This is a genomic window from Sagittula sp. S175, from assembly GCF_049800975.1.
GTDB lineage: Bacteria > Pseudomonadota > Alphaproteobacteria > Rhodobacterales > Rhodobacteraceae > Sagittula.
The window spans coordinates 1-24928 of the sequence record NZ_JBNAGB010000017.1; the positions used below are offsets into that span (position 1 = coordinate 1).

General features: G+C 61.4%; 14 protein-coding genes, 7 pseudogenes and 1 other annotated feature. Of the genes and pseudogenes, 10 read left to right on the forward strand and 11 right to left on the reverse strand.

Annotated elements, in window-relative coordinates; translation table 11 throughout:
* Positions 1–39 precede the first annotated feature (39 nt).
* The 5 genes and pseudogenes from ACP16H_RS18570 to ACP16H_RS18590 all read right to left on the reverse strand — a co-directional run.
* A protein-coding gene (locus ACP16H_RS18570) for an IS3 family transposase (RefSeq protein ID WP_425073750.1) occupies positions 40–1262 on the reverse strand; the annotation gives its coding sequence in 2 pieces (ribosomal slippage) (positions 40–974 and positions 974–1262; 1224 coding nt in all).
* Positions 865–981: a sequence feature (AL1L pseudoknot), on the reverse strand. Its footprint overlaps the gene before it by 117 nt.
* 15 nt (positions 1263–1277) lie before the next feature.
* Positions 1278–2395, reverse strand: a protein-coding gene (locus tag ACP16H_RS18575; protein WP_425073751.1) for an IS3 family transposase whose coding sequence is annotated in 2 segments (ribosomal slippage) — positions 1278–2128 and positions 2128–2395 — 1119 coding nt in all. Because the reading frame shifts where the segments join, the coding sequence is not laid out codon by codon here.
* Between the two features lie 67 nt (positions 2396–2462).
* Positions 2463–3635, reverse strand: a pseudogene (istA, locus tag ACP16H_RS18580) (IS21 family transposase); the annotation flags it as partial.
* Between the two features lie 56 nt (positions 3636–3691).
* Positions 3692–3868 (reverse strand): hypothetical protein, encoded by a 177-nt coding sequence (locus ACP16H_RS18585; RefSeq protein WP_425073795.1) that lies wholly within the window; start codon positions 3866–3868, stop codon positions 3692–3694.
* A 123-nt stretch (positions 3869–3991) separates the two neighbouring features.
* Positions 3992–4135 (reverse strand): annotated as a pseudogene (locus ACP16H_RS18590) (IS5/IS1182 family transposase); the annotation flags it as partial.
* A gap of 190 nt (positions 4136–4325) precedes the next feature.
* On the opposite strand from ACP16H_RS18590, the gene ACP16H_RS18595 reads away from it, so the two are divergent.
* From ACP16H_RS18595 to ACP16H_RS18625, 7 genes are all read left to right on the forward strand, one after another.
* Positions 4326–5867: a glycosyltransferase gene (locus tag ACP16H_RS18595; protein WP_425073752.1), complete on the forward strand. Its 1542-nt coding sequence runs from the start codon at positions 4326–4328 to the stop codon at positions 5865–5867.
* A 2-nt stretch (positions 5868–5869) separates the two neighbouring features.
* On the forward strand, positions 5870–7015 hold the full coding sequence (locus tag ACP16H_RS18600) for an SAM-dependent methyltransferase (protein WP_425073753.1): 1146 nt from the start codon (positions 5870–5872) through the stop codon (positions 7013–7015).
* Between the two features lie 576 nt (positions 7016–7591).
* On the forward strand, positions 7592–9328 hold the full coding sequence (locus ACP16H_RS18605; protein ID WP_425073754.1) for a glycosyltransferase family 4 protein: 1737 nt from the start codon (positions 7592–7594) through the stop codon (positions 9326–9328).
* A gap of 127 nt (positions 9329–9455) precedes the next feature.
* Positions 9456–10493 carry a GDP-mannose 4,6-dehydratase gene (gmd, locus tag ACP16H_RS18610; RefSeq protein WP_425073755.1) on the forward strand — a complete coding sequence of 346 codons (1038 nt, stop codon included), beginning with the start codon at positions 9456–9458 and terminating at the stop codon, positions 10491–10493.
* The gene (locus ACP16H_RS18615) at positions 10493–11386 is read left to right on the forward strand and encodes an NAD-dependent epimerase/dehydratase family protein (RefSeq protein ID WP_425073756.1); all 894 of its coding nucleotides are present in this window, start codon (positions 10493–10495) and stop codon (positions 11384–11386) included. Before gmd ends, ACP16H_RS18615 begins: the two co-directional genes overlap by 1 nt.
* A 54-nt stretch (positions 11387–11440) precedes the next feature.
* Entirely contained in the window at positions 11441–12853 is a 1413-nt protein-coding gene (locus tag ACP16H_RS18620) for a mannose-1-phosphate guanylyltransferase/mannose-6-phosphate isomerase (protein ID WP_425073757.1), read from the forward strand.
* Between the two features lie 151 nt (positions 12854–13004).
* Positions 13005–13937, forward strand: a complete 933-nt coding sequence (locus ACP16H_RS18625) for a glycosyltransferase (protein WP_425073758.1) — start codon at positions 13005–13007, stop codon at positions 13935–13937.
* Between the two features lie 626 nt (positions 13938–14563).
* On the opposite strand, the gene ACP16H_RS18630 is transcribed toward ACP16H_RS18625, so the two are convergent.
* The 4 genes and pseudogenes from ACP16H_RS18630 to ACP16H_RS18645 all read right to left on the reverse strand — a co-directional run bounded on the left by ACP16H_RS18630 (position 14564) and on the right by ACP16H_RS18645 (position 19962).
* Positions 14564–17446 carry an Ig-like domain-containing protein gene (locus tag ACP16H_RS18630; protein ID WP_425073759.1) on the reverse strand — a complete coding sequence of 961 codons (2883 nt, stop codon included), beginning with the start codon at positions 17444–17446 and terminating at the stop codon, positions 14564–14566.
* Positions 17447–17727: 281 nt separating this feature from the next.
* Positions 17728–18006: pseudogene (locus ACP16H_RS18635) on the reverse strand (transposase); the annotation flags it as partial.
* A gap of 7 nt (positions 18007–18013) precedes the next feature.
* A pseudogene (locus ACP16H_RS18640) lies at positions 18014–18781 on the reverse strand (IS30 family transposase); the annotation flags it as partial.
* A 48-nt stretch (positions 18782–18829) separates the two neighbouring features.
* A pseudogene (locus tag ACP16H_RS18645) lies at positions 18830–19962 on the reverse strand (IS3 family transposase).
* A 98-nt stretch (positions 19963–20060) separates the two neighbouring features.
* On the opposite strand from ACP16H_RS18645, the gene ACP16H_RS18650 reads away from it, so the two are divergent.
* Together ACP16H_RS18650 and ACP16H_RS18655 are read left to right on the forward strand one after the other, a co-directional pair.
* Positions 20061–20818, forward strand: a protein-coding gene (locus ACP16H_RS18650; protein WP_425073760.1) for an IS5 family transposase whose coding sequence is annotated in 2 segments (ribosomal slippage) — positions 20061–20382 and positions 20382–20818 — 759 coding nt in all. Because the reading frame shifts where the segments join, the coding sequence is not laid out codon by codon here.
* A gap of 111 nt (positions 20819–20929) precedes the next feature.
* Entirely contained in the window at positions 20930–21961 is a 1032-nt protein-coding gene (locus ACP16H_RS18655) for an IS110 family transposase (RefSeq protein ID WP_425073761.1), read from the forward strand.
* A 768-nt stretch (positions 21962–22729) separates the two neighbouring features.
* Here the strand turns inward: ACP16H_RS18655 and ACP16H_RS18660 are convergent.
* A complete protein-coding gene (locus ACP16H_RS18660; RefSeq protein ID WP_425073796.1) occupies positions 22730–23551 on the reverse strand; it encodes a hypothetical protein in 822 nt (273 codons plus the stop codon).
* A 15-nt stretch (positions 23552–23566) separates the two neighbouring features.
* Between ACP16H_RS18660 and ACP16H_RS18665 the strand changes: the two are divergent.
* Positions 23567–23839, forward strand: a pseudogene (locus ACP16H_RS18665) (transposase); the annotation flags it as partial.
* A 236-nt stretch (positions 23840–24075) separates the two neighbouring features.
* Here ACP16H_RS18665 and ACP16H_RS18670 read toward each other — a convergent pair.
* Positions 24076–24895 (reverse strand): annotated as a pseudogene (locus tag ACP16H_RS18670) (IS3 family transposase); the annotation flags it as partial.
* Positions 24896–24928 lie beyond the last annotated feature (33 nt).

Below are 24928 nucleotides of genomic sequence, written 5' to 3' on the forward strand. Positions count from 1 at the left end.
TGAACCGCGCCGGGTTTGCCGGAGGCTGGTTTGTCTTAGTTACGCGGCCATGTCTGATCTTTCCAGAGCGGCGTAGAAGTTTGCCTCGGCCTCTGCTGGTGGGATATTCCCGATGGGCTCCAGCAGGCGGCGGTCGTTGAACCAATCGACCCATTCGAGTGTGGCGTATTCCACGGCGTCGAAACTGCGCCATGGCCCTCGGCGATGAATGACCTCTGCTTTGAAAAGACCGTTGATTGTCTCGGCCAAAGCATTGTCGTAGCTGTCACCGACACTGCCGACCGACGGTTCGATTTCGGCCTCCGCCAGGCGCTCGGTGTATTTTATCGACAGGTATTGCGATCCGCGATCCGAGTGATGCACCAGTCCAGAGCCTGGTCGCCGCTGATGAACGGCCTGTTCCAGCGCATCGAGCACGAACCCGGCATTCGCTGTGCGGCTGACCCGCCAACCGACGATGCGGCGGGCAAAGGCATCGATGACAAATGCCACGTAGACGAAGCCCTGCCATGTGGCCACGTAGGTGAAGTCGCTGACCCAGAGCATGTCTGGCGCAGGCGTCTTGAACTGGCGGTTCACCTTGTCAAGCGGACAGGGTTGAGACCTGTCCGGGATCGTCGTCCTGTGTTTCTTGCCACGGATGGCGCCTTCGAACCCCAGATCCTTCATCAGCCGCGCCACCGTGCAGCGGGCCACATCGAAGCCTTCCCGGCGCATCTGATGCCAGACCTTGCGAACGCCATAGACCTTGTAGTTCTGCTCCCAAACGCGTTCGATCTCGGGCTTCAAGGCAATATCCCGCTTCGCCCGATCCGACAGCAGGTCGGGGTTCGCCCGCTTGGCCATGTGATCGTAGAACGTGGATGGGGCAATCGGCAGGTGCTTGCAGATCGGCTCGACCCCGATGGCGTCACGATGTTCCTCGATGAAGGCGATCATGTCCTGGACCGGCGGTCGAGCTCCGCCTGGGCAAAATATGCCGATGCCTTCCGCAGGATCTCGTTGGCCTGCTTCAGTTCGCGGTTCTCGCGTTCCAGCGCTTTCATCTTCTCGGCCATCTCGGTCGAGACACCGGCGCGATCACCGCGATCGACCTCCGCCTTCTTGACCCACTCGTTCAGCGTCTGAGGCGCACACCCGATCTTCGACGAAATCGACAGGATCGCAGACCAGCGGCTCTCATGCTGCCCTGCGTTGTCCAGAACCATGCGAACGGCTCGTTCGCGCACTTCGGGGGAATACTTGTTCGTCGTCTTGCTCATAATGCTCCATCCTACTCAAGAGTTGGAGCCTCCGGCAAACCCGGCGCGGTTCATGATCCCATGTGATGAGTGTGGGCGTCTTTCGTTGTAGTAGCTGATCCAATCACCAATCCCGTCCCGAGCTTCGGAACCGGTTTCGAAGGCGTTCAGGTAGACGCATTCGTATTTGAGGGATCGCCAGAGCCGCTCGATCATCCGATTGTCGATCCAGCGGCCACGACCGTCCATCGAGATTCTGATCTTCGCATCGCGCAGCACGTCGGTGAAATCGGTGCTGGTGAATTGCGAACCTTGATCCGTGTTGAAAATCTCGGGGGTGCCGTATCCGGCCAACGCTTCTTTCAAAGCCTCGACGCAGAATCCCGCGTCCATGCTGTTCGACAGCCGCCAACTCAGCACTTTCCGGCTGTGCCAGTCCATGATGGCAACGAGGTAGAGAAAGCCCCGGCGCATAGGGATGTAGCTGATGTCCGCGCACCAGACCTGGTTGGGCCGGGTGATGGGCAAGTCCTTCAGAAGATATGGGTATATCTTGTGCTCCGGGTGCTTCTTGCTGGTCTTCGGCTCCTGGTAAATCGGCACCAAACGCATGAGTTTCATCAGCCGCCGCACACGATGTCGCCCACATCTGTGGCCCTCCCGCTGCATGTGGCGGGCCATTTGTCGGGCCCCATACCACGGCGTCTCCAGGAACTGCCGGTCGATGATTTCCATGAACTTCAGGTTCTCGGCGCTTTCCCCGCGCGGCTGGTAGTAGAGGGTCGAACGTGCCAGTGACAGCAGGCTGCATTGCCGCCGGAGGCTAAGATCAGGATGGTTTTTCTTCACCGCTTTTTGCCTCCAGTGCCGAGGACGAGACTGGAGGCTTCCGACAAAAAATCCCGTTCCACGACCAGCTGCCCGATTTTGGCGTGCAGCTTTTCGACCTCTGCCGTCGATATCGCCGGCTCGGCGGTCGACTGGCCACTGAAGGCCTGTGCCATGTTCTCAATCGCTGTCCGTTTCCAACCGCTGATCATGGTAGGGTGGATGTCATACTTCTTGGCCAGCTCGGCCGTCGTCAGTTCCTCGCGGATGGCCTCCAAAGCCACCTTCGCCTTGAACTCTGCCGAATAGCGTTTCCGTTTGGTCATTTCTGTGCGTTCTTCCTCAGGCGCTACAGCTTAACACCCGGTCCGAAATCCCGCGACCACCTCTATGCAGGCTGACCGGCCGGTTCGCAAAGCTGGCAGGCACGGAGTAGCGATTGCGATCAAACGTGATGAGGCAAGTCGGTGACACACGCTTGCTTTGCTCGACATAGCCGTCGAATGCGGTGGCCAACGGCATCAGCGAGGCCTTCTCGGCTTCCCAGACGTCCACTGCCCGGCAGTGTTTTGCGCAGCATAACCACGAGAGGGGGCGATGCTGCCGGGCAAGCCGCCATGTGCGGTCTCGACCCACAGCGCCTTGCACCGTTCTTCCAGCCAGCGGTTCAGCGCATCGAGATCAGGGAAGGTGGGCATCACCTGCCACATTCGCCGTGCCGGAGGCGCGCTTCCAGCACGACGCGCATCGCGGACGTTCTTTTCGACCTGCCCGCTCGCCATTGGGCTTGAACCAATGGCGCCACAATGGCTCGCCCCATCCGGCGGCCGGGTTGCACAAGTCCGGCTCGAACACGTAGTGGCTTGTCATCGCCATGAAGCGCGCATTTACGTCGCGCTTCTTGCCAACGCCCACACGGTCCACCGCCGTGCGCGCGCTCATTGTGCTTGAACCAATGGCGCACAAATCGCGCTGTCGTAGATCCCGCGGCCCGGTACGCCTTCGAAGATCCTGAACGCGTGCCAATGCGCGTCGAACAGCATCTCATGCGTCTGCAACAAATAGGCCCTGACCAGGAACGCGCGGCTGTGCGACAGCTTGATGTGTGCGACCTGCAGCTTGGTCCGTTCACACCCGATGATCGCGTAATCTTCGCTCCAATCGAATTGGAAGGCCTCGCCCGGCTTGAACACCAGAGGCACGAATGTCCCGCGGTCCGTCGTGTTCTGCGCGCGCACTCGGTCCGATTTCCAGGCTCGGACAAAAGCTGAGACCCGCTCGTAGGACCCGTCGAACCCCAGCTGAACCAGATCCGCGTGCATCTGCTTCGCCGCCCGCCGCTCCTTGCGCGATTTTGCGCTGTTCGGCCAGCAGCCAGCCCGACAGCTTCTCCGCATACGGGTCGAGCTTGCTCGGCCTCGATGGTGCCTTGAACTTGGGCTCGATGATCCCGGCCCGCAGGTAACGCCTGATAGTATTGCGCGACAGACCAGTCCGCCGCGAAATCTCACGGATGGGCAACTTATCCCGAAGTGCCCAACGTCGAATGACGCTCAAAATATCCATGTCGATCACTCCAATGACCCCCGACAAATCCCGTCAGGCGAAGGGTTCCACATGGGTCAGTTCTCAGTGACATCCAACAGGGTATCCACCCTATCAGTTCTCAGCTCTAAGTTCTCATTAACATCCAACAATTTCTTGATGGTGTTCCGCGACAGGCCGGTTCGGCGTGCGATCTCTCGGATCGGTAGCTTTTCCCGCAAGGCCATGCGGCGGATGACGTTCAAAAGTCCCATGTGGATCACTCCGAAATCCCCCGCTGCAAGCTGCGTCGCGGGAGGGTCACATGGATCAATTCTCAATGGAAATTACCCGCTCTACCGGGTCAGTTCTGGGTGGAAATCAACAGCTGTAGGTCCTTGGCGGCCGAGCCTGCCTGTCGGCGCGGCGTCCCAAGTCATGGTTGGATCGAACCAGATGGATAGCGAGCCCCGGCGCTTGAGCGCTTCAATATCGGCTGACTAGTTTTTGGTCCGATAGGTCGGGGGTGTGGGTCTGCTCATGCATCCCAGCTACCACCTTGGATTCACGAGATGAATCGCTCAAAGGATTTGTGTAACAGAATCCTTCGGAAGGCGGTCGGAGCGAAAAGCGCTTGCCCAGCAGGCAGAATTCGGCAGTGTGCGCGTCAGCCGGCTCGCCACTTTGGGAATGTCGGAATATATCCGTATTTCGGTTAACAGGATACGTAGCATGAATCAGTTTTCAGCCCAAATGGATCAAGGCTTCGATATTGAACGCGAACGCTATTTCGTGGACATTTCCGGGACCTTGGAACATTCCAAGCAAAACGATTTTCTGACTGGAATCCAGCGTGTCGTGGTGACGGTTGTTGCGCAGCTTGCTGCCAGGCTCGCCCCGGATCAGCTGTACCTGTCCTGGTGCGACAAGAGTACACGAAGCTACAAGTGCGTCCCTTATGCTTCGGTGGCCCAAGGCGCGGGTATCTTGACCGCACCGGCGCTGCGCAGCTACTTTTTCCAGGAGCTGTCTGCCAAAGGGCCCGAAGCCCTGCTGCGGAAATACAAGGACCGCCCTCTCAAGAAAAAGTGGCACACCATGCGCCTAGACCTAGCCGCGCATATGGGGCGCAAGCGGCCCTTCAGGCGGAAAGGGACAACGCTCGAGTCCTGGCAGGAAATGCGCGACGCGGAAAAACTGGTCAGGGAAACGCCCAGAGCGGGCCGGCCGTTCGAACAGGTCTGCGCGCCTGGCGATCACCTGCTGCAACTGGATTTGGCCGTGCAGCAATGGCAGATGCAGATCCTGGCAGAAATCGGAAAAATGGATGTGGTGAAGCATCTTCTGATCTACGACCTGATCCCGCTGCATGCGCCCCAGCTGGTCAGCCACGATACGGCCTGGAGCTTCCTGGCCTGGCTGGACGAAGCGGTGAACCACGTCGATGCATTCCTCGCCATTTCCGAGTTTTCCCACGAGAAGTTCCGGACGTACCTGGACAAGACCGAACGGAGCGGACGCATCACGACCTTGCCGCTTGCTCAGGACCGCCTGCCCTTGCCAGACAAGCCGCAAGACAGGGTCGAGGATCGTGTCGGGCGTCAGATGACGGAACTCTATCCCCTAGCCAAGCGTCTGCGTAAAATCGGACGCGAAGAGACAGAGATATTCTGTCGGCCCTTCGTGATCTGCGTTGGCACCATCGAGGCGCGCAAGAACATCTGGCGTGTCGCCATGGCCTGGAAGAAGCTGGTCGAAGAAAGCGAGCGCGAGGGACGCGGCGAGTTGCCCACGCTGGTTTTTGTCGGGTCCGCTTCGCATATGCCGCAGGATTTCCAGCAGTTCATGCAGGGCACCGGCGGGTGCAACGGATACATCCGCATCGTGTCCGGCCCTTCTGACGCGTTTCTGGAACTGCTGTACGAGCACTGTCTCTTCAGCATCCAGGTTAGCCTGGCCGAAGGCTGGGGCCTGCCCGTCGGGGAATCCCTAGCCTACAGGCGAACGGCGCTGGTGGGGCGTGGGTCCTCGCTGCCCGAAGTTGGCGGAGACCTCGTGGAATATTGCGACCCCGAAGAAATCGACAGCATCGCGGATGCGGCCAGGCGACTGCTTGATGCCGATCATCGCGCGGCGCTCGAAGCGCGGATTTCGCAAGCAAAGCTGCGCAGTTGGGGCGATGTAGCCGATGATCTTCTGCGAATTGTCCAGATCGACAAGACCTGGATCGCGCAGCGTCGCCCGGAACAACAACTCGAAAACCAGGATACCTGAACATGTTCGGATCAGATAAGAAAAAGAAAGCTGTCGTCCAAAAAACGATCGACGCAAGCCTGAAGTCCGATCGGCTCGGCGCTGGGATACAGAAAGCGGTTGACGAACGCCTGCAACCCGACAGGCTCAGCGCTGCGCTCCATGACCTTGTGGCCATGCTGAAGCCAGACGGCCAACCCAACATCAATTCCCTGTGGCTCGAGCTCAAGGAGCTCAACGCCATCAAGTGGTCGGTCAAACAGCAGGGTTACGCGATCGGGCGCCAGGTTTTCGAACACACGAAAACCCTGCCCGTGCCGGACAAGCCCGAGGCCTTCCTTCTGGATTGCAAACCTTCCACCCAAGCGGACGTGCAGGCACCTTGGTTCGTGTACTGGATGGACCAGTTGCGGTCCGCGCCGCTGCCGCATCGCAAGCTGTGGGAATACGCCTGGATTCTCCAGAACCTGCATGGCCATGGCAAGTTGGCCGCTGGACAACGCGGACTGGGGTTCGGCTGCGGCACGGAGCCGCTGCCCTCCTACTTTGCCAATCTGGGGATCGACGTCGTTGCGACCGATCTCGCACCCGAAAAGGTCCATGGCCGTGGCTGGGCCGAGACCGGACAGCACAGCGCAAGCCTTGACGCCATCTTCGAGGAGAAGCTGGCATCGCGCGAAGCCTTCGATAGACATGTCTCGCTGCATTACGTGGACATGAACGACATCCCGGCAGAATACGATGGGCAATTCGATTTCTGCTGGTCCATCTGCGCTCTGGAGCACCTTGGCTCGATCAAGAACGGCCTGGACTTCATCGAGGCGTCCCTCAAGACACTGAAGCCCGGCGGGGTCGCCCTGCACACGACGGAATTCAACTATACCGAAACCGATCGTACCACGGACAACTGGCAGACCGTTCTGTTCCTGAGGCGGCATTTCGAAGACCTCGCCAAGCGCCTGACGGAGGCTGGGCACCAGGTGGCCCCGCTTGATTTCGATGTCGGTCACGAGCCGTTGGATTGTTTCGTGGACCTGCCGCCTTTCGAGTTCGACAAGTTCCTGACCCACGTGCCGGATGATCTCAGCTATCGCGAAGGGCACCTGAAAATGAGCGTGGACGGTTTTCCGTCGACCTGTTTTGGCATCGCGGTCCAGAAGAAGGCGTAAGGCGGCGTCCGCCCGGCGATCAGGCATCGTGTCGTGACGGTTCCCGGACAGGTATGCGGCCTCGCCGCGCCTGTCCTCCGATCCTGCCCGGTCCAAAGGTCTTGGCCCCAAAGGGCCTCGACCTGTATCCTGCGCCACCCGGCACCGAACACGGGCAGGGGCCATCAATGTCCCGGGCTTGTCGACAGGATAGGCCGTGGCATGACGGTCCTCTGCGACTGGCCTCCTCGGCCCGTTGATGCGCAGGCGGCCCGTCGTCACCGCAGTCCTCATTGGAGGCAAAATTTAATTTTGGGCTTCATTTCGCATCGGTATTCGCAGAAAGAGCCTTCAGGATTCGACTTGCCCTTATAGGATGATACGTGGATAAGCGCAGGCCTAAGCTGATTTCGGAACATGCAAATGGCTCTTTCCCAACCCTCTGTCACGCCTGTGTCAAGAAGTTGGCGGGCCAGACTTTATCTTGCCGACCGCGTGCTGTTCTTCCCCGGTCTCCTTTCGTTCATTGCCAAGCAACCACGCGCCGTCCTCGAGACTTGGGACGATCCTTCCGTGCCCGTGTCGCAAGCCATTGCAATGTTAAGGAAAACTCCCGGCCGCTGGCCGCGTGCGCTGAGCGCCGGAACCAAGGGGGATTTCGCCCGGCATCTTGAAACACTTGGCTGGACACCGGACGACGTGGCGACCGCTCTGGCCGGTGGATATGAACAACATGTCGCGCTGGCGATCCAGACGGTGGGACTGGACAAGATCGACGCCGGGCAGATTTTCCGACCCGGCCACCGGGGCTACCTCGTGCGCCATCTGTTTGCCATGGTGGCCCGGGGCCAGCTGTCTCTGGACGCGGCGTGGTGGACGCTTCTGGCACTTCGAGAGACACCGGCACGCGGCTGGATCTGGGGGTGGTTGCTGTCCGATCAACTGCAGACGGCGTTCCCGCTCGGCGTGACGTGTTTCGGGCGGAAGGCCTATCTTGCCGCGACCGGTGCGCCGAAGGCGGATGTGGCATTGCTGCCCGACGTTCTGCCTCCCGAAGATCACATCCGCCTGCTTTGGCTGCACGATGCCGAGATCCGGACCGCCCATCCTCAGGCGCTTTCCGACCCGGACGCAGCCCGGACCCTGATCGCCGACCTAGACCGACGGTTTCCCGATCCGGAGGTGCGCGGCTGGCTTGCCTCCATCGACCACGAACAGACCGCGCAGGGCCTTGCGCGGCCCGGTGTGAACGTGCTCGGGCACTTTTCCTATCCCTCCGGTCTGCGCGTTTCGACGCTGGCCCTGGCACAAGCAGCACAGGACGCTGGTCTCGCGGTTGCCTGCCGCAACGTGCCAGGCAACCGAAAGCTGGACCGGCCGGAGGGCGCAAGTCCGCTGCTGTCGCCGGAGATACATCCGATCACCATCATGCACGTCCAGCCCGGACACCAGTTCGAGACACTGCACAGGCAGACTGGATTGGCAGAGCGTAGTCCGCGCAGTTACCGTATCGGCTTCTGGTACTGGGAATTCGCAACCATCCCCGACAGCTTCGTAGATGCAGCGCGCCAGTGTGACGAGGTCTGGACCGCCACGGATTTCGTGGCGCAAGCCCTCAGGGCGCGGCTTGATGTGCCTGTGCGTGCCATCCTGCCCAGCCTCGAACTGCCCGACCTGCCAAAGCGTACGAAGGAAGACTTCGGCCTCTCGTCCGAGCGGTTCGTGTTTCTCTTCACCTTCAGCATGATGAGCGTATCCGAACGCAAGAATCCGTTGGGATTGATCCAGGCGTTTCGCAGCGCCTTTCCCCCCGACGCCGCGGTGGAAATGGTCATCAAGACGAGCTTCGGGTCGAAGTTCCCGGAACAGATCGCCGCGCTGCACGAGGCTGCAAAGGGCCACCGGATCAGGATCGTGGATGAGCTGTGGTCCTACGACAAGGTTCTGGAACTGACACAGGTTGCGGATGCCTATGTGTCGCTCCATCGCAGCGAAGGTCTGGGGCTGACCATGGCCGAGGCCATGCTGTCGGGAATCCCGGTCATCGCGACAGCCTATTCAGGGAACATGTCCTTCATGGATGCGCAGACCGCGCTTCTCGTGCCGGCAAGCCAGGTCGAAGTTGGCGAATGGCGCGGCCCCTACGCACCCGATTCCCTTTGGGGCGAGCCGGATCTCGAGGCCGCCGCGGCGGCCATGCGCGACCTCGTGGAGCAAGAGGGCCTGGCGCGCGATCTGGGTGCCCGCGGGCAGGCCGCAGCCCGCAACATCTTTGCCCCTGCGCGCATGATGCAGGATGTCGACCGGCGGATCAGGGAAATCACTGCGCGGTAAATCCGTGGCACTTGCGCCGCAAACCGTGCTTCAATGGTTGTGACGACTTGCTAAATCGCGATGCACAATCCAATCAAAACCAACTTCGTGCCACGGCACACAGACGACATTACAGATAGTGGGTTCCATGAAAAAGACAGCCATCATCACGGGTATCACGGGCCAGGACGGCGCATATCTGGCGGAGCTTCTCCTGGAAAAGGGCTACTCCATCATCGGGACCTTCAGACGTGTTGCCTCGACCAACTTCTGGCGTATCGACAGCCTGGGTATTCGCAATCACCCTAACCTTGAGCTGGTCGAGTATGATCTGACCGACATGGGGTCGATGATCCGCCTGATCCAGTCCTGCGAGCCGGACGAGATCTACAACCTTGCGGCACAAAGCTTTGTTGGTGTCTCCTTCGACCAGCCGCAGACGACCGCCCAGATCACCGGCGTGGGGCCGCTGAACATCCTCGAAGCGATCCGGATCGTGAACCCGAAAATCCGCTTCTACCAGGCCTCCACCTCCGAGATGTTCGGCAAGGTACAGGAAATCCCGCAGCGCGAGACGACCCCTTTCTGGCCGCGCTCGCCCTATGGTGTGGCCAAGCTGTATGCCCATTGGGCGACGGTGAACTACCGCGAAAGCTATGACATCTTCGGGGCCTCGGGCATCCTGTTCAACCACGAGAGCCCGCTCCGGGGGCTGGAGTTCGTGACCCGCAAGGTCACCAACGGCGTGGCCAAGATCAGGCTGGGAAAACTCGACTGCCTGGAACTTGGCAATCTCGATGCCAAGCGCGACTGGGGCTTTGCCAAGGAATACGTCGAGGGCATGTGGCGGATGCTGCAGGCTGACACGCCCGACACCTATGTGCTGAGCACGGGCCGCACGGAAACGGTTCGGGACTTCGTCGCGATGGCCTTCAAGGGGGCCGACATCGCGCTGCGCTTCGAAGGAGAGGGCGAGAACGAAGTGGGGATCGATGCGGAAACGGGCCGGACGCTGGTGCGCATCAGTCCGAAGTTCTACCGCCCGGCCGAGGTCGAGTTGCTGATCGGTGATGCCTCGAAGGCGCGGGCGGAACTGGGTTGGGTCCCGCAGACTACCCTCGAGGAACTCTGCGCGATGATGGTCCAGGCCGATCTGGTGCGCAACGAAACGGGCATGTCCTTCTGATGGCCGCCCGGCGCGTCCTGATTACCGGTTACTCCGGGTTTACCGGGCGCTACGTGGCCACCGAGCTGCGTCAGGCGGGCTGGGAGGTCTGGGGAATCGGGTCAGGTGCATCGGACCAGGGGGACCTGGCATACCGGCAGGTGGACCTGGGTGATCTGCCCGGGCTCACGTCCGTTCTGGATGACATCCGGCCCGACGCGGTGGTTCACCTTGCTGCCGTGGCCTTCGTGGCCCATGGCGAGGCGACGGATTTCTACCGCGTCAACGTGATCGGCACGCACAACCTGCTGACGGTCCTCGACAAGGGTGGGTACGGCGCGCAGGGCGTGGTCTTGGCCAGCAGTGCCAATATCTACGGCAACACCACGGTCAGCCCGATCCCTGAGACCGCCGACCCGGCGCCGGAAAACGACTACGCTGTCTCGAAACTGGCGATGGAACACATGGCGCGGCTGTTTGCGGGAAAGCTCCCCGTGACCATCGCACGTCCGTTCAACTATACCGGCCGCGGTCAGGAACTCAGGTATCTGGTTCCCAAGATCGTCGATCATTTCCGCCGCCGGGCGCCGCTCATCGAGTTGGGCAATCTCGACGTGGCCCGCGACTTTTCCGATGTCCGCGATGTGGCGCTTGCCTATCGCGCCCTGCTCGAGGCCGGCCCGCAACCGGGTGCGGTGAACATCTGCTCCGGGCGGGCGACTTCGCTGTTCGATCTGATCGAGATGTGCCGGAACATCACCGGACACGACATCGAGGTCGTCGTGAACCCGGCGTTCCAGCGCGCCAATGAAATCAAGATGTTGTGCGGCAGCCGCGACAGGCTGAATGCATTGACCGGGGCACAGCCCCGGAACGACCTTCGAGACACGCTGCACTGGATGTTGCAGGACTGACCGCCCGGCGCGGTCGGACCAGTGAGACAAGAGTTTTTTGACGAGGAGCCCCCGATGATATTTCCAGTTCTGCTGTGTGGTGGTTCCGGCACCCGCCTTTGGCCGCTGTCGCGCAAATCCTACCCCAAACAGTTCACCGATGTCGTGGGGGACGAGAGCCTCTTCCAGGCCTCCGCACGGCGTTTTACAGGGCCGGATTTTGCCGCGCCGCTGGTGGTGACGGGCGATCCCTTCCGTTTCATCGTGACCGAGCAGCTCGAAGAGATCGGTATGACACCCTCGGTCATCCTGATCGAGCCCGAAGGGCGCAACACCGCGCCCGCCGCCGCCGCTGCCGCTCTCTTTGCCCTGTCGCAGAACCCGGAGGCGGTGATCCTGCTGGTCCCCTCCGACCACGCTGTCTCTCAGCCGGATCAGTTTCGCGACGCTGTGCGGACCGGGGCCGAGGCCGCCCGGACCGGACAGATCGTCACCTTCGGCATCGCGCCCACCCGGGCGGAAACCGGATATGGCTGGTTGGAAACCGGGGCCGAACAGACCCCCGGCGTGATGACGTTGAAGCGTTTCGTGGAAAAGCCCGACGCGGCCACGGCGCAGACACTGTTTGCCGACAAGAGCTACCTGTGGAATGCCGGGGTCTTCCTAGCCCGGGCGGATGTGCTGATCCAGGCCTTTCGCGATCATGCGCCGGGGATCCTCGACGGCGTGAGCGCGGCCATGGCAGCGGCACAGGGCGATCTGGGCTTCACCCGCATCGACCCCGCCCTTTGGGCAGGCGTCGAAGACCAGTCCATTGATTACGCAGTGATGGAGAAGGCCGGCAACCTGTCCGCAGTCCGTTTCGACGGACACTGGACCGACCTGGGCGGCTGGGAATCCGTCTGGCTCGAGTCGGAGCGCGACGAACAGGGCAATGCCGTGTCCGATCATGCTGTCGCCCTCGACTGCGAGGACACGCTGCTGCGCGCCGAGAGCCCGGATCAGGAACTTGTCGGCATCGGCCTGAAGAACGTGGTCGCCGTGGCGATGCGCGACGCCGTCATGGTGGCAGACCTGTCGGATGCGCAGAACGTCAAGAAGGCCGTCACGGTGCTCAAGGAGCGCGGTGCCAAGCAGGCCACGGCCTTCCCGGTGGATCACCGTCCTTGGGGCTGGTTCGAGACGCTGGTGCTGGGCACGCGCTTTCAGGTCAAGCGCATCCATGTCCACCCGGGCGCGGCCCTCAGCCTGCAAAGCCACCACCACCGCTCGGAGCACTGGATCGTCGTGCAGGGCACGGCCAAGGTCACGGTGGACGACGAGGTGAAGCTGGTGACAGAGAACCAGTCGGTCTACATTCCCCTGGGGGCCGTGCACCGCATGGAGAACCCCGGCAAGGTGCCGATGGTCCTGATCGAGGTGCAGACCGGCTCCTATCTGGGAGAGGACGACATCATTCGCTACGAGGACATCTACGCGCGGACCTGACCGTCCTCCCTGTGACCACGAGGAGACCTGCAAGGCGGGGAATGGCCCCGCCAGCCGGACCACCGCTCCCCCGGCGAACACATGCCTCTTACGGAGAATAGCCCTGCCCAGAGTAGCCGTCAGTTCAGCCCCGTCGCTTGGGACCCCCTTGGTGTCCCTTGTGGTCATGGCATACAATCAGGCCGAGTTCATCGCGGACACGATCCGGGGGGTCCTGGCGCAGGACTTCCCCCGGTTGGAAATCATCCTCTCCGACGATGGCTCCACCGACGGCACCTACGAGGTAATGGCGCGGATGACGGCCGACTATAAAGGCCCGCACGAGATACGCCTGTTTCGCAACAGCCCCAACATGGGGTTCGTCGGCCACCTCAACCATGTTTTCACGCTCTGCCGCGGGGCGTTGATCGTCTACAACCCCGGCGACGACATCTCGCTGCCCGAACGCACGTCAAAGCTGGTTGCTGCTGCCGAGGCCAGCGACGCGCTGCTCGTGCATTCCGAGGCTTACGAAATCGACGCTAGGGGGCAGCGCACGGGCACGATCAACTCCCGGCAGGCCATCCTAGATGGCATGACGCTGGAAAGAGCCGCCACGTCGATGAGCCTGTGCACCGGGGCGACCTGCGCCTGGCGACCCGAACTCATGACGCGCTTTGGCCCGATCGTCGAAGAACCGACCTATGACGATCTGATCTTGTGTTTCCGTGCCATGCTGCTGGACCGGGTCGCCTTTGTGGCCGAACCGCTGATGGAATATCGCGTGGGCGTCGGGATTTCGCATTTACCCGACATCGATCAGACCGCGAATGATCCCTTCGCTGCCCAAAAAGCGAAATTTCACAAGAAACTCGCTGTCCGCATTGCCACGCTGAGCCAGAGGATTCGCGACTGCCAAGCGGTCGGCGAGGATAACTTGGCCGAGGTGATGCAGGCAGAGCTGCACGGGGCCCGCTACATGAGCAACCTGATACGCGATCCCGGCTTTGACCGCTGGTCGCGGCTGCGCTCGTGGAAGGCATTGAAATATTCCATGAAGATCCGCAATCGCCTGAAGATGAAGATGAAGGAACCGACCGCTTAGGGCAATAAAAGTCCTGCGCCGTATCGGCCCAAGCGTGCATGCCAGTCTGAGGTCGAGGTGGTTTCCGGAGGGCCGGAATGAGTGATCGTCGCGATCATGTGTCAGGCACGCCGTGCTGAGCTGTCAAAGGACCGCCTGCCAATTCTCCGATGGCGGCCCTGTAAAACGCAAGGCGAGCGACCTTTCCGGGGTCATGGGTTTCTTTGAGGCCACACATGATTGGTTCAACAGCTTGGCATACGGTGGCTGTCGTCTCCCATGTATGGATCGGATTGTGCAGAACACTCTGCATTCCATCTGTTTAGTTGCACATATCGGAGAGTGGGATTCGGCTCGGAAAACCGCAGGGTAGGTAATCCGCCCCGATCTTCCGCGAGAACAAATCGATGGCGACAGCGAAGTGCAGCCAGCCTCGGGCGGTCCAGATGTACGAGACATCCACTGCCCGGCAGGGCATCACGAAGTGATGTCCAGAGGGGCGCCCCATTTCTGGTCCGGGCTCTCGGCCGCAAAGTCTTGGTCGAACAGTTTGGGCGCTATGGGCCACGCCAGCGGCTTGGCAATCGAACCGGCGCTCGCTGGCAAACGTCCGGCGGCGGCGATCAGCACCGCCGCCGGAGGAGATATCAGATGCCGTCGTCGGTCCAGGAGACGGTAAAGACCATGTCCTGAAAGTCCTGGTCGCCGCCGCCGGTGAGGTCCTCGATCCCGACGCGCAGGCTGCCGCCGCCGTCGACAGCGCCAGAGAGGAAGTGCTCTGTCCCGTCGCGGTTGAGGCTTGCTTCGGAGAAGTAGCTGGTCAGGCCGGTATTCAACCCGTCCTCCGCCAATAGTCCATCCGCAGAGATGGACAGGTTCGCGCCCAGACCCCCGGCTGCCGAGGCGCCGTTCTGGATGAAGAAGAACTCCAGCACGGCATCGTCGGCGATGTTGGTCAGCGTGGCACTGGCGCCCGGACCTGCCGCATTTGTATTGGCAAAGAGGACCTGAACGTCGCTGATGCTGCCGTCGGGGTTGCGGACGTAGGTCCCGACCGCGTTGTTGTAGCCAGACCGCGCGGCATCCAGCGTGACGGTGAAATCGCGGGTGCCGTTGCCGGTAAAGAAGCTTTCCGGGCCGACGCCGTTCACCTCGCTGGCGGCGACGCGGCTGCCTTCGGACAGGTCGGCACCGTCACCCAGAAGTTCGTCGAGCAGGACCAGATCGTAGCCACCACCCGCTGCCTCGGCGACAACGAAGCTGCGCGATTGCAGGTCGCCTGCGACATGGAACTGAACGCCTCCGAAGGTGACGGTGCCGGTCGCGGGATCAACTTCGAGATCGGCAGCGCTGAGATTTCTGGCGTCGGTGATCGTGATGCGGCCTCCGTTGGCGAGGCTCTGGAAGGAGGCCCCGGCCAGGTCGGCCAGGGTGGTGACCGTGGATGCTGGCGGTTCCGCAGCGTCCACGGTGACGGACACCGTCCCGGTGTCGCTGTCGGTGCCGTCGCTCACGCGGAAGACAAAGCTGTCGCTGCCAGAGAAACCGGCGTCGGCGATATAGGTGGCGGTGCCATCCTCGGCGATGGTGACCTCGCCATGGGCCGCGCCGCTTTCGAGGGCGAAGACCAGCGTATCGCCATCCGCGTCGAAGGCTTCGAGCGCGGCGGTGAGCGTGTTGACGGAGATGACCGTCTCGGTGGCGTCCTGCGCCACGGGGGCGTCCTGCACACCCGCGACGTTGACCGTGACCATGGCTGTCACCGGCGCGTTGGTGCCGTCGCTGACGGTGATCTCGAAACTGTCGCTGCCGAAGAAATCCGCGTCAGGGACGTAGCTGATCGCGCCGCTGTCGCTGATCGACGCTGTCCCATGGGCTGCCGCTGCGCCGCCAAGCGCATAGGTCAACGCATCGTGGTCCGCGTCGGAGGCATTGGCCTGCCCCGTGATGGTCCTGTCCTCGGTGCCGCCGAGGGTGATCGCGGCGAGCGTGGGCGGCGTGTTCGTGGGGGCAGGGGCCTCGGTCACGGTGAAGATGGCGGTGCCAGTGATGCCAGAGTTGATCCCGTCCGACACCGTGTATTGAAACCGCGCCGTGCCGAGCGGGCTGATGCCGGGAAAGCCCGGGGTGAAGGTGAAGGAGCCGTCCGCACGGATGACCGCGCTACCGACGATGGCGCCATTGTCGTTGACCGCGGGGGCCAGTGTCTCGACAAAGGTCAGGGGATCGCCATCGGCGTCCGTTGCGATGAGCTGGCCGCTGAAGGGCGTGCCCTGCACGGCGGTTCCGGTATAGCCCTCGGTGACGGGCGGTGTGTTGCCCGCGACGATTCCGTCACCGATCTGGATGACGGTCGAGCCGCCCATGATGTCGATGACCAGCCCGCTGCCGTCCGGCAGGATGATGGACTGCTGTTGCCCGCGCGCCTCGGGGCCGGAGAGGGTGTAGGCTTCGGGATGGTAGGAGGGACCAACCGGGGTCCCGGTGCTGTCGAACAGCTGGATGCGGTATTGCGTCGTCAGGTTATCGACGATGTCATCGCTTTCGAAGCTGATGGCAAAGCCCCCGTCGGCCAGCGCAAAGACATTCGGTTCGAACTGCGCCAGAGACTGTGCGTCGGGGTTTCCAAGGAACGGCCCCTTGGCCAGCGTGCCGTCTGAATTCAGGATGAGGACGTGGATACCACTCTGGCTGTTGGGGGTGTCGCCCTCCAACGGCGAACCCTCTTCGCCATAGGCGACGACGATACGCCCATCGGTCAGCTGGGCGGCAGAGGCCCCGGCACTGACGTACCAGTTATAGGTCGGGGTCTCGGGGGGACCGGCGATGTCGAATTCCTCGCCCAGCGGGCTGGCATTTAGATCGAAGAACTGGCCCTTGATGTTGGTGACCCCGCTGGCCGTTGCGCCATAGGAGGTGACCACCAGCAGGCGCCCATCGGCGGTTTCCACCAGGGACCAGTCGTCGGTGTTGCCGTAGCCACCGCTGGTGCCGACGATGGCCCCGGTCTGGTCGATGACGGTCAGCCCTGCGGTCGAAACCATGGCGGCATTGCCGTTCGACAAGACGAGGTTCTCGGTCGCCGTGATGTATTGCGTATTGGAGGGCACACCGACGGCGGGCTGCGCGTCACCCTGTGCGGTGATGGTCGTGGCATAGTGGGTCATGACCGCCGGATAGAGCGACTCCCTTACGCCATAGTGGACCACGATGCCGCCGTTGCCGTCCGGCGTGACCGCATGGATAAGCTGCGGCCCGTTGGCCGGGAAGGCGCGCGGCGTGAAGTCGGGATCTAGCAGCGCGGGACCTGCGAGCGGATTGCCCTCCAGATCATGGATCATGAAGTAGACGGAATCGTAGGTGTCGTCGAAATTCGGGTCGGGGAAATACGGGTTCTGGCCCCAGGCCCATGTCGTCAGAACGCGCCCGTCCCCCAGATCGAAGGCGCGGGCCTGCGGGTTCGAATTCCCGTAGTTGTCGAACAGCGGTTGGGTAGAGCCGAGCGCAATCGTATCGGAGGCAGTGGGCATGGCAATCCATTTCAAAATCAGTTGCTCGGCAGAGGGACATTCCATAGTCGCCGTGACATCTGTTCCCCCGCGCGCCACAGGGCCGGGTCATAGGTCCGATTGCTCGGAGTCATCGACAATGGGTGGACTGCCCGGTCCTGCCATTGAGCCAAGCACTAACCAAACGGCAAAAAGCGCTCATCACCCTTAAGGGTGAAAATGGTGATTCAGCCTGCTTTTTCCGTGGCTTTCAAGAGGTGGGACAAGGTTGACTGGACTTGCCCGGATTTGGTGGAGAGCATTTAGCTCACTTCTTGGGCCTTTCGCTCGAAGACAATGGGGCTCAAGTAGCCGAGTGACGAATGCCCTCTGACGGGGTTATAGAATCCGTCGATGTATCTGGCGATGGCATTGTCAGCCTGCCATCGGGTTTGCCACGCGGTCGTCCAGATCAGCTCGGACTTGATGGTCTTGAAGAACGTCTCGACCATGGAATTGTCGTAACAGTTGCCACGACCGCTCATCGATATCAGGAACTCACGCTTTCGAAGCTCCGCCTGATAGTCCACGGAACAGTATTGGCCGGATTCAACCGGTCGTCGCAACACCCTCGATCATATCCTGTTTGAGCAGCTGGTCGAGGGCTTCCGCCGGTGTTTGCCAGCCGAGTGTTTTCCGGGGGCGCGTGTTCAGCGCGTGGGCAACAGCGCTCAGTTCTTCAGCGCCGTGTTGGCTTAGGTCCGTACCCTTGGGGAAGTATTGGCGGAGCAGGCCGTTGGTGTTCTCGTTGCTGCTCCGTTGCCAGGGGCTTTGAGGGTCGCAGAAGTAGACCTCGAGACCGGTATCAATCCGCAGCTGCGCGTGTTGGGCCATCTCGGCCCCTTGGTCCCAGGTCAACGAGCGGCGTAGGTTTGCAGGCAGGCTGCTGATCGTCCCTGCGATGGCATCCCGGACGGCCTCGGCGCCGTGCCCGGCAAGGGCTGGCCCATTCTTGACGGATTTGCCCGTCCCGTGCCCCTCCATGCGCGGCATGTGCAGGAGCATGGTGAAGCGGGTTGTTCGCTCGACCAGCGTGCCAATCGCCGAACTTCCAAGGCCGAGAATGAGGTCACCTTCCCAATTACCAGGGACAGCCCGGTCATTGATCTCCGTCGGGCGGTTGCTGATCATCAAAGCGTCGGCGATGAACGTCTTGCCGCGGTTCCGGGATCGTTCGCGTGGCAGTCGGAGTGCGCGTCCAGAGCGCAGACAGGCGAAGAGTTCTCGCCTCAGTGCTCCGCGCCCCTGAACGAATAGCGCTTGATAGATGGCTTCATGGCTGATGCGCATGGTTGGGTCCTCGGGGAAGTGAGGTGGCCCCCATTGCCCGGACAGTTTTGCGGCGCTGCGAAGCTTGCCTGTTGATCATGCCGCCGCCTGGAGGTCAGGGCCCTGATGGGCCTCGACCGGTGTTCTGCCCCCGAGAGCTGAATGCGGGCGCTCGGTGTTGTAGAAGTCGATCCACCTGCCGATGCCATCCCGGGCTGCAGACCCGGTTTCGAAGGCATGGAGGTAGACGCATTCATACTTCAGGGACCGCCATAACCGCTCGATCATGACGTTGTCCATCCAGCGACCGCGCCCGTCCATGGACACTTTCACCGTGGCGTCGAGCAGGATCTGCGTGAAGCGCGGGCTGGTGAACTGGCTACCCTGGTCGGTGTTGAATATCTCGGGCAGCCCATGCAGCCGCAGTGCATCTTCCAGCGCCTCGATGCAGAACTCGGTATCCATCGTGTTCGACAGGCGCCAGGACAAGACCCGGCGCGCGCCCCAGTCCATGATCGCGACGAGATACAGGAAGCCGCGCCGCATCGGAATGTAGGTAATGTCGGCACACCAGACGTGGTTCGGGCGGGCAATCACCAGGTCTCTGAGCAGATACGGATACTTGCGGTGCTCCGGGTGGGGCACCGTCGTCTTTGGTTTCTGATAGACCGCGCGCAGACCCATACGCGCCATCAGCCGCCGGATACGCTTGCGTCCCACGCAATAGCCCTGTTTGCGCAGGTGCCTCGCCATCTACCGGCTGCCGTAAAACGGCGTTTCCATGAACTGCGCATCGATCAGCTTCATCAGCGCCAGGTTCAGCGGTGTCTCGGTCCTGCCGGGGCCATACCACGCCGACCGGCTGATCCCGATCAGCGCGCATTGCCGTGTGATCGACAGCACAGAGTGCCGCGGCTCGATCATTTCTCGCCTCCGGGCCATGCTCACCGTCCGGAGGCTTTCGCTAAAAAATCGCGTTCCACCACGAGCTGGCCGATCTTGGCGTGCAGCTTTTCGATCTCGCCTTCCTTCTCGGCGGCCTTCGCCTCGGCCTTGCCGGAGAAGATCCCGGACATGCCGTCGAGCGCTTGCCGCTTCCAGCTGTTGATCAGGGTTTGATGCACCCCGTGCTTCGCCACCAGCTCGGCGACCGTCAGCTCGCCACGGATCGCCTCGAGCGCCACCTTCGCCTTGAAATCGGCGCCGTAATTCTTTCGTTTGCCAGCCACGCTGTTCTTCCTCGTCATCGTTGGCGGCAAGCTTAGGCTCAGGCCCCATTAAGATTTGACGGACAAGGTGATGCTGGGGCGTCTTGGAGACCTGCATCATGAGCGATCTGTTCTGGCTGACAGAGGCACAAATGGCGCGTCTGCGCCCATTTTTCCCGAAGAGCCGTGGTCGCCCGAGAGTGGACGACAGGCGCGTCCTCAGCGGGATTATCTTCATCAATCGTAATGGCTTGCGGTGGCGAGACGCCCCCAAGGAGTATGGCCCGCACAAGACGCTGTACAACCGCTGGCGCCGGTGGAGCGAGATGGGCGTCTTCGCGAGGATCCTCGTCGAACTCGCCGACCAAGGTACCGACACGGGCACGGTCATGATCGACGCAACCTACCTCAAAGCGCATCGCACGGCCTCCAGCCTGCGGGCAAAAAAGGGGGGCGCGGGCGCGCGATTGGCCGAACCAAGGGCGGCATGAATACCAAGCTGCACGCGATCTGCGACGCCATGGGCCGCCCGTTGCGCATGTTCCTCACCGCCGGACAGGTTAGCGATTATCGCGGTGCTCAGGCCATGTCGGACGCATTGCCTTCGGCCGACTGGCTGCTCGCAGACCGTGGCTATGATGCCGACTGGTTCAGAGAAGCGTTACAGGACAAGAAGATACGCGCCTGCATTCCTGGCAGGAAAAGTCGGAAGGTTCCGGTCAAATATGACAAGCGCCGCTACCGACGACGAAACCGGATCGAGATCATGTTCGGCCGACTGAAGGACTGGCGACGGGTCGCGACGCGTTATGACCGAAACCCGGTCATCTTCCTTTCGGCCATCGCCCTCGCCGCCATAGTCATCTTCTGGCTATGAATAGCAATGAGATGCCGTAACGGGGCTGCGTCGCGACCCGCCCGTTATCGTTGCAAGATCGAGGGCAAGCTGGCGCCATTCCCGTATTGGATCCACATGGAGGACTGCGGGATGAAGCTGTTTATTGGTCTGGATGTGTCGCTTGAGAAGACCGCAGTTTGCGTGATCAGCGAGCATGGGAAGATTGTGAGAGAGGCGCAGGTGGCCAGCGAGCCCGAGGCGCTGTTGCGCTGGATCGGCGATCAGGACGGAGAAGCTGCGGCCATCGGGCTTGAAGCTGGCCCCCTGTCGCAATGGCTGCATCGCGGGTTGTCCGCGGCTGAACTACCTGTCGTGTTGATGGAAACCCGGCAGGTGAAAGGCGCCTTGAAGGCCATGCCGATCAAGACGGACCGCCGGGATGCCGAAGGGATCGCGCGCCTGCTGCACCTCGGCTGGTTCCGACCGGTTCACTGCAAATCAGTCTCCGCACAAGAGGTTCGCGCTGTGCTCAGCGCCCGGAAGGCCGTGCAGCAAGGGTTCATCACGCTGGAAATGTCCCTGCGCGGGCTGCTGCGGAACTTCGGCCTTAAGGTCGGCACCATATCGCGGGGCCGGTTCGAACAGAGGATCCGCGAACTGGCGGCGGACAATCCGATGCTGGAGGCGGCCACCGAACCCATGCTGCGCGCGCGGGCAGCGCTGCGGCGAGAGCTGGCGGGTCTTGAACGCCATGTCCGCCAACTCGCTCAGGAAGATCCGGTCTGTCGTCGATTGATGTCGATGCCCGGGATCGGCGCTGTCGTTTCGCTAACCTATCGATCTGCGATCGATGATCCTGGTCGCTTCACATCCTCGAAAAAGGTCGGGCCGTGGGTCGGTCTGACGCCGTCTCGCAACCAGTCTGGCGAGCGCGACATCTCGGGCGGGATCACCAAGGCGGGCGACGTCAACCTGCGTCGTGCCCTGTGCCAGGCTGCCACCGTCATGATGCATCGCGGGCGGGCAACATGGCTGCGAACCTGGGCGGCGAAACTCGCGCGCCGCCGGGGCACCAAGCGCGCAATGGTTGCGCTGGCCCGACGTATCGCAGTGATCCTGCACCGTATGTGGAAGGATGACACCGACTTCCACTTCGATACGCCGGTGCTTCATGCCGGTTGACGACACAGGTTCCAGACTGCTGCCCGCCTAATCGCGGGCCTTCGAGGTCCCCACGGGACGCGGTTCCGGTGATGCCGTGCTCAGGACTGATGCCGACCATGTCGAGCACGCCAATGAGATGGGCACACCGGAATTGCATTGAACCAGCATCATGTTGGCGGCCACCGCGCCGACCACGGACCGAAGCATGTACCCGGGTTGATCTCAAAAGAAGGCCGCCGAATAGGGAAGCGGATCAACGGTTCAAAGGACAAGACCGCGGTTAAGCGGGACATTCGACATGCGCGAAAACCCTTGACTGGGACGCCCCCGTTACCGAAGTCCTGACCCTAGCTTTCGGCGGTCCAGCGTCGGGAGCAGAGCAAGTTGGCGCAGACTCTACATTGCGGTGAGGGATTTCGCTGGGGGCAGGTCAAGCGGCCTGTTAGGGAAGTCGGAAATGAAAAACGCAGGCCGTAGCCCGCGTTTAAATGTGGTGCAATCGAATACTTGTTAACGTCTCGACCGCGCATTTCTAAAAAAAACGCCAAACTACTGAGTTATGTTCAGTGTCAAGCAGCATTTAAAACTTGCGGCCCAAACGCAACTCACCATCGGATACAAACGTCCGTATAGCTCCTTTAATCTGTTCAAAATTCGCTGTCTAGGTGTCACATCCCGTGTGATTGTAGACCCGCTTCCTGAAGAGGTCGGGTCTCTAGCGTTGCCAGTCCTTTAGCGCGGCGATGGGAGATCGCCTGTGAACAGGCATGCAAAATTGGGTCCGACTCAATTTCTGTGACGTCTCCATGCCGAATGCTGAAGGCGCGCCAGGAGCAGATCGATACCTGCGGCGCCATACATCTGCCGTTTCAGCACTTTCAGCCGGTTGATCTGACCCTTTGTCTGGCCGTCGGACCAAGGCTCACGAAGCGCCGCCGTAACCGCGTCGAGATCGGCAGAGAGACCGCGCGAAAGTGCCGCCAGTCCAGACGCCTTCGCCTGATTTATCCATTCAGCCAACCCGTCTTCCTCGCCGTTGCGGACCATGGAGGTAAAGGCATCAAGTAGTCGACGATCTTGCGCCAGCTGCGGCAGAGCGTGTTCAACCTGAGCGACGAATATGCTGTCGGCTTTCGAGAGGTGATGCCGACCAGAGGTCATCATGCGGGCGATCTTGCGGCTCGGAGGGCATTTGCCTGTGCCCTGCGGGATGGCGGCCTCGGCTCGGCGCTGGCGTGTGGCCCATTCCCCGACCACGCGGAGACTTCCTTGGAAACCGTCCGCTCGCAGCTGGCGCCAGAGTTCAGCGCCATTGCGACATCCGTCCTGCCAATACTGTTCAAGCTGCGGGAACCAAGGGGTCAGGCTGCTTTGGCGCAGCCTGAAGACGTCTTCCCGTTCGCCGCGCAGGATGCGCCGAACCAAGCCTCGGCTTAGACCAGTGACCCGAACGATCCGCTTGATAGGCACGCTGTCGGCACCCATCCGCTGGATCAGCACGTTGGTGTTCTGGCGCCGTTGAAAGCCATCGAATTGCAGGCGTTCCGCCGACGTCAGAATACTGGGATCCAGCTCGGCGCCGCAAACAGTTCTTCGTATGGCCGGCATTGCGCGACGAACTGCGGCCAGAAACGCATCTCGAAGTACGGCAATGCCCGGCTCCGGCGCACGCTCTGGATGGCAGGACAGACCGCCGTGCTGAAGCGGACCAACAGCTTCCGGGACAAGTTCGAACGCTACATCGCGAAGGACCGACACAATGCCCATCTGCGTCGCAAGGCCTACACCGCAATCGCGGCCAAGATGGCACGCGCCGTACACGCCCTGGTCAAACACCGCGAACCCTATCGCCCCTTCTTCGAGGGGGTGAGCCCAGGCGGAAGGACCTCTCTCTGACAGGAGCCGTGGAGGCAGGTATCTGACCTCGTAGATAATGTTTGGGCCTTCTGCTTGGGATTTGGGATCTCGTATTGAGGACGGTGAGGGCCGCCAACTCACGTCCCCTGTGTTTGCTATGGAAGAGATCATTTCTTGACGGCAGAGCCCGTCTGGGCAACCTTAACAGGGTATCCGGACAGCCGGATGCCCCATGACCTGCTGACCTAAGCAGCCAGAGCTTCCCGACATAGGACGTTATCGGACCGTATGAACTCCGGCGGACCGCGAAGGATGAACAGATCGGTCAGCGCGTCGATGACGTCGACCGAGTTCAGCTGGCTGTTTGACGCGTATCACCAGAACCTCCCGGGTGAATTCATCAACGATGTTCAGCATACGGTAGGCCCGCCCGTCCGCCGTCCGGTCCTGGACGAAGTCATAGGACCAGACATGGTTCGGCCGTGACGCAAGAGCCATCCGCCGGCCAGAGCCGCCCGCGTTTCTTTTGCTTTTGCGGCACTTTAAGCCCCTCGCGTCGCCAAATCCGCTCGACCCGCTTGTGGTTCACGCACCATCCAGCTTGGTGCAACAAACCGGTGATCTGACGATAACCATAGCGTCCGTATCTGCGCGCCAGTTCGGTGATGTCGGCCGTCAGTAAAGCCTCATCCTGACGACCGAGCGGGATTTTGCGTTGGGTCGATCTGTGCTGCCCAAGCGCCCGACAGGCACGGCGTTCGGAAACGCCAAGTTCCTGCCGAACGTGGTCGATGCACTGACGACGACGCGAAGGGCTCAGTAGTTTCCCCGGGCTGCCTCGGTCAGGATCAGCTTGTCGAGCGTTAGATCCGATACGGCCCGTCGAAGCCGTGTGTTCTCCTGCTCAAGCTCCTTCAGCCGCTTGAGCTGATCGCGGTTCATCCCGCCAAACTCACGTCGCCAGCGGTAATAGGTCTGTTGGGTCACGCCAATCTGGCGCACCGCATCCGCCAGCTTCGCGCCTTGCCCCTGCAAGACCTCCACCTGACGCAGCTTTATGACAATATCTTCCGGCTTCTCGCGCTTGCCTGCCATCTAGGTAGTCCTCCATCGTACGGGATGAACTAT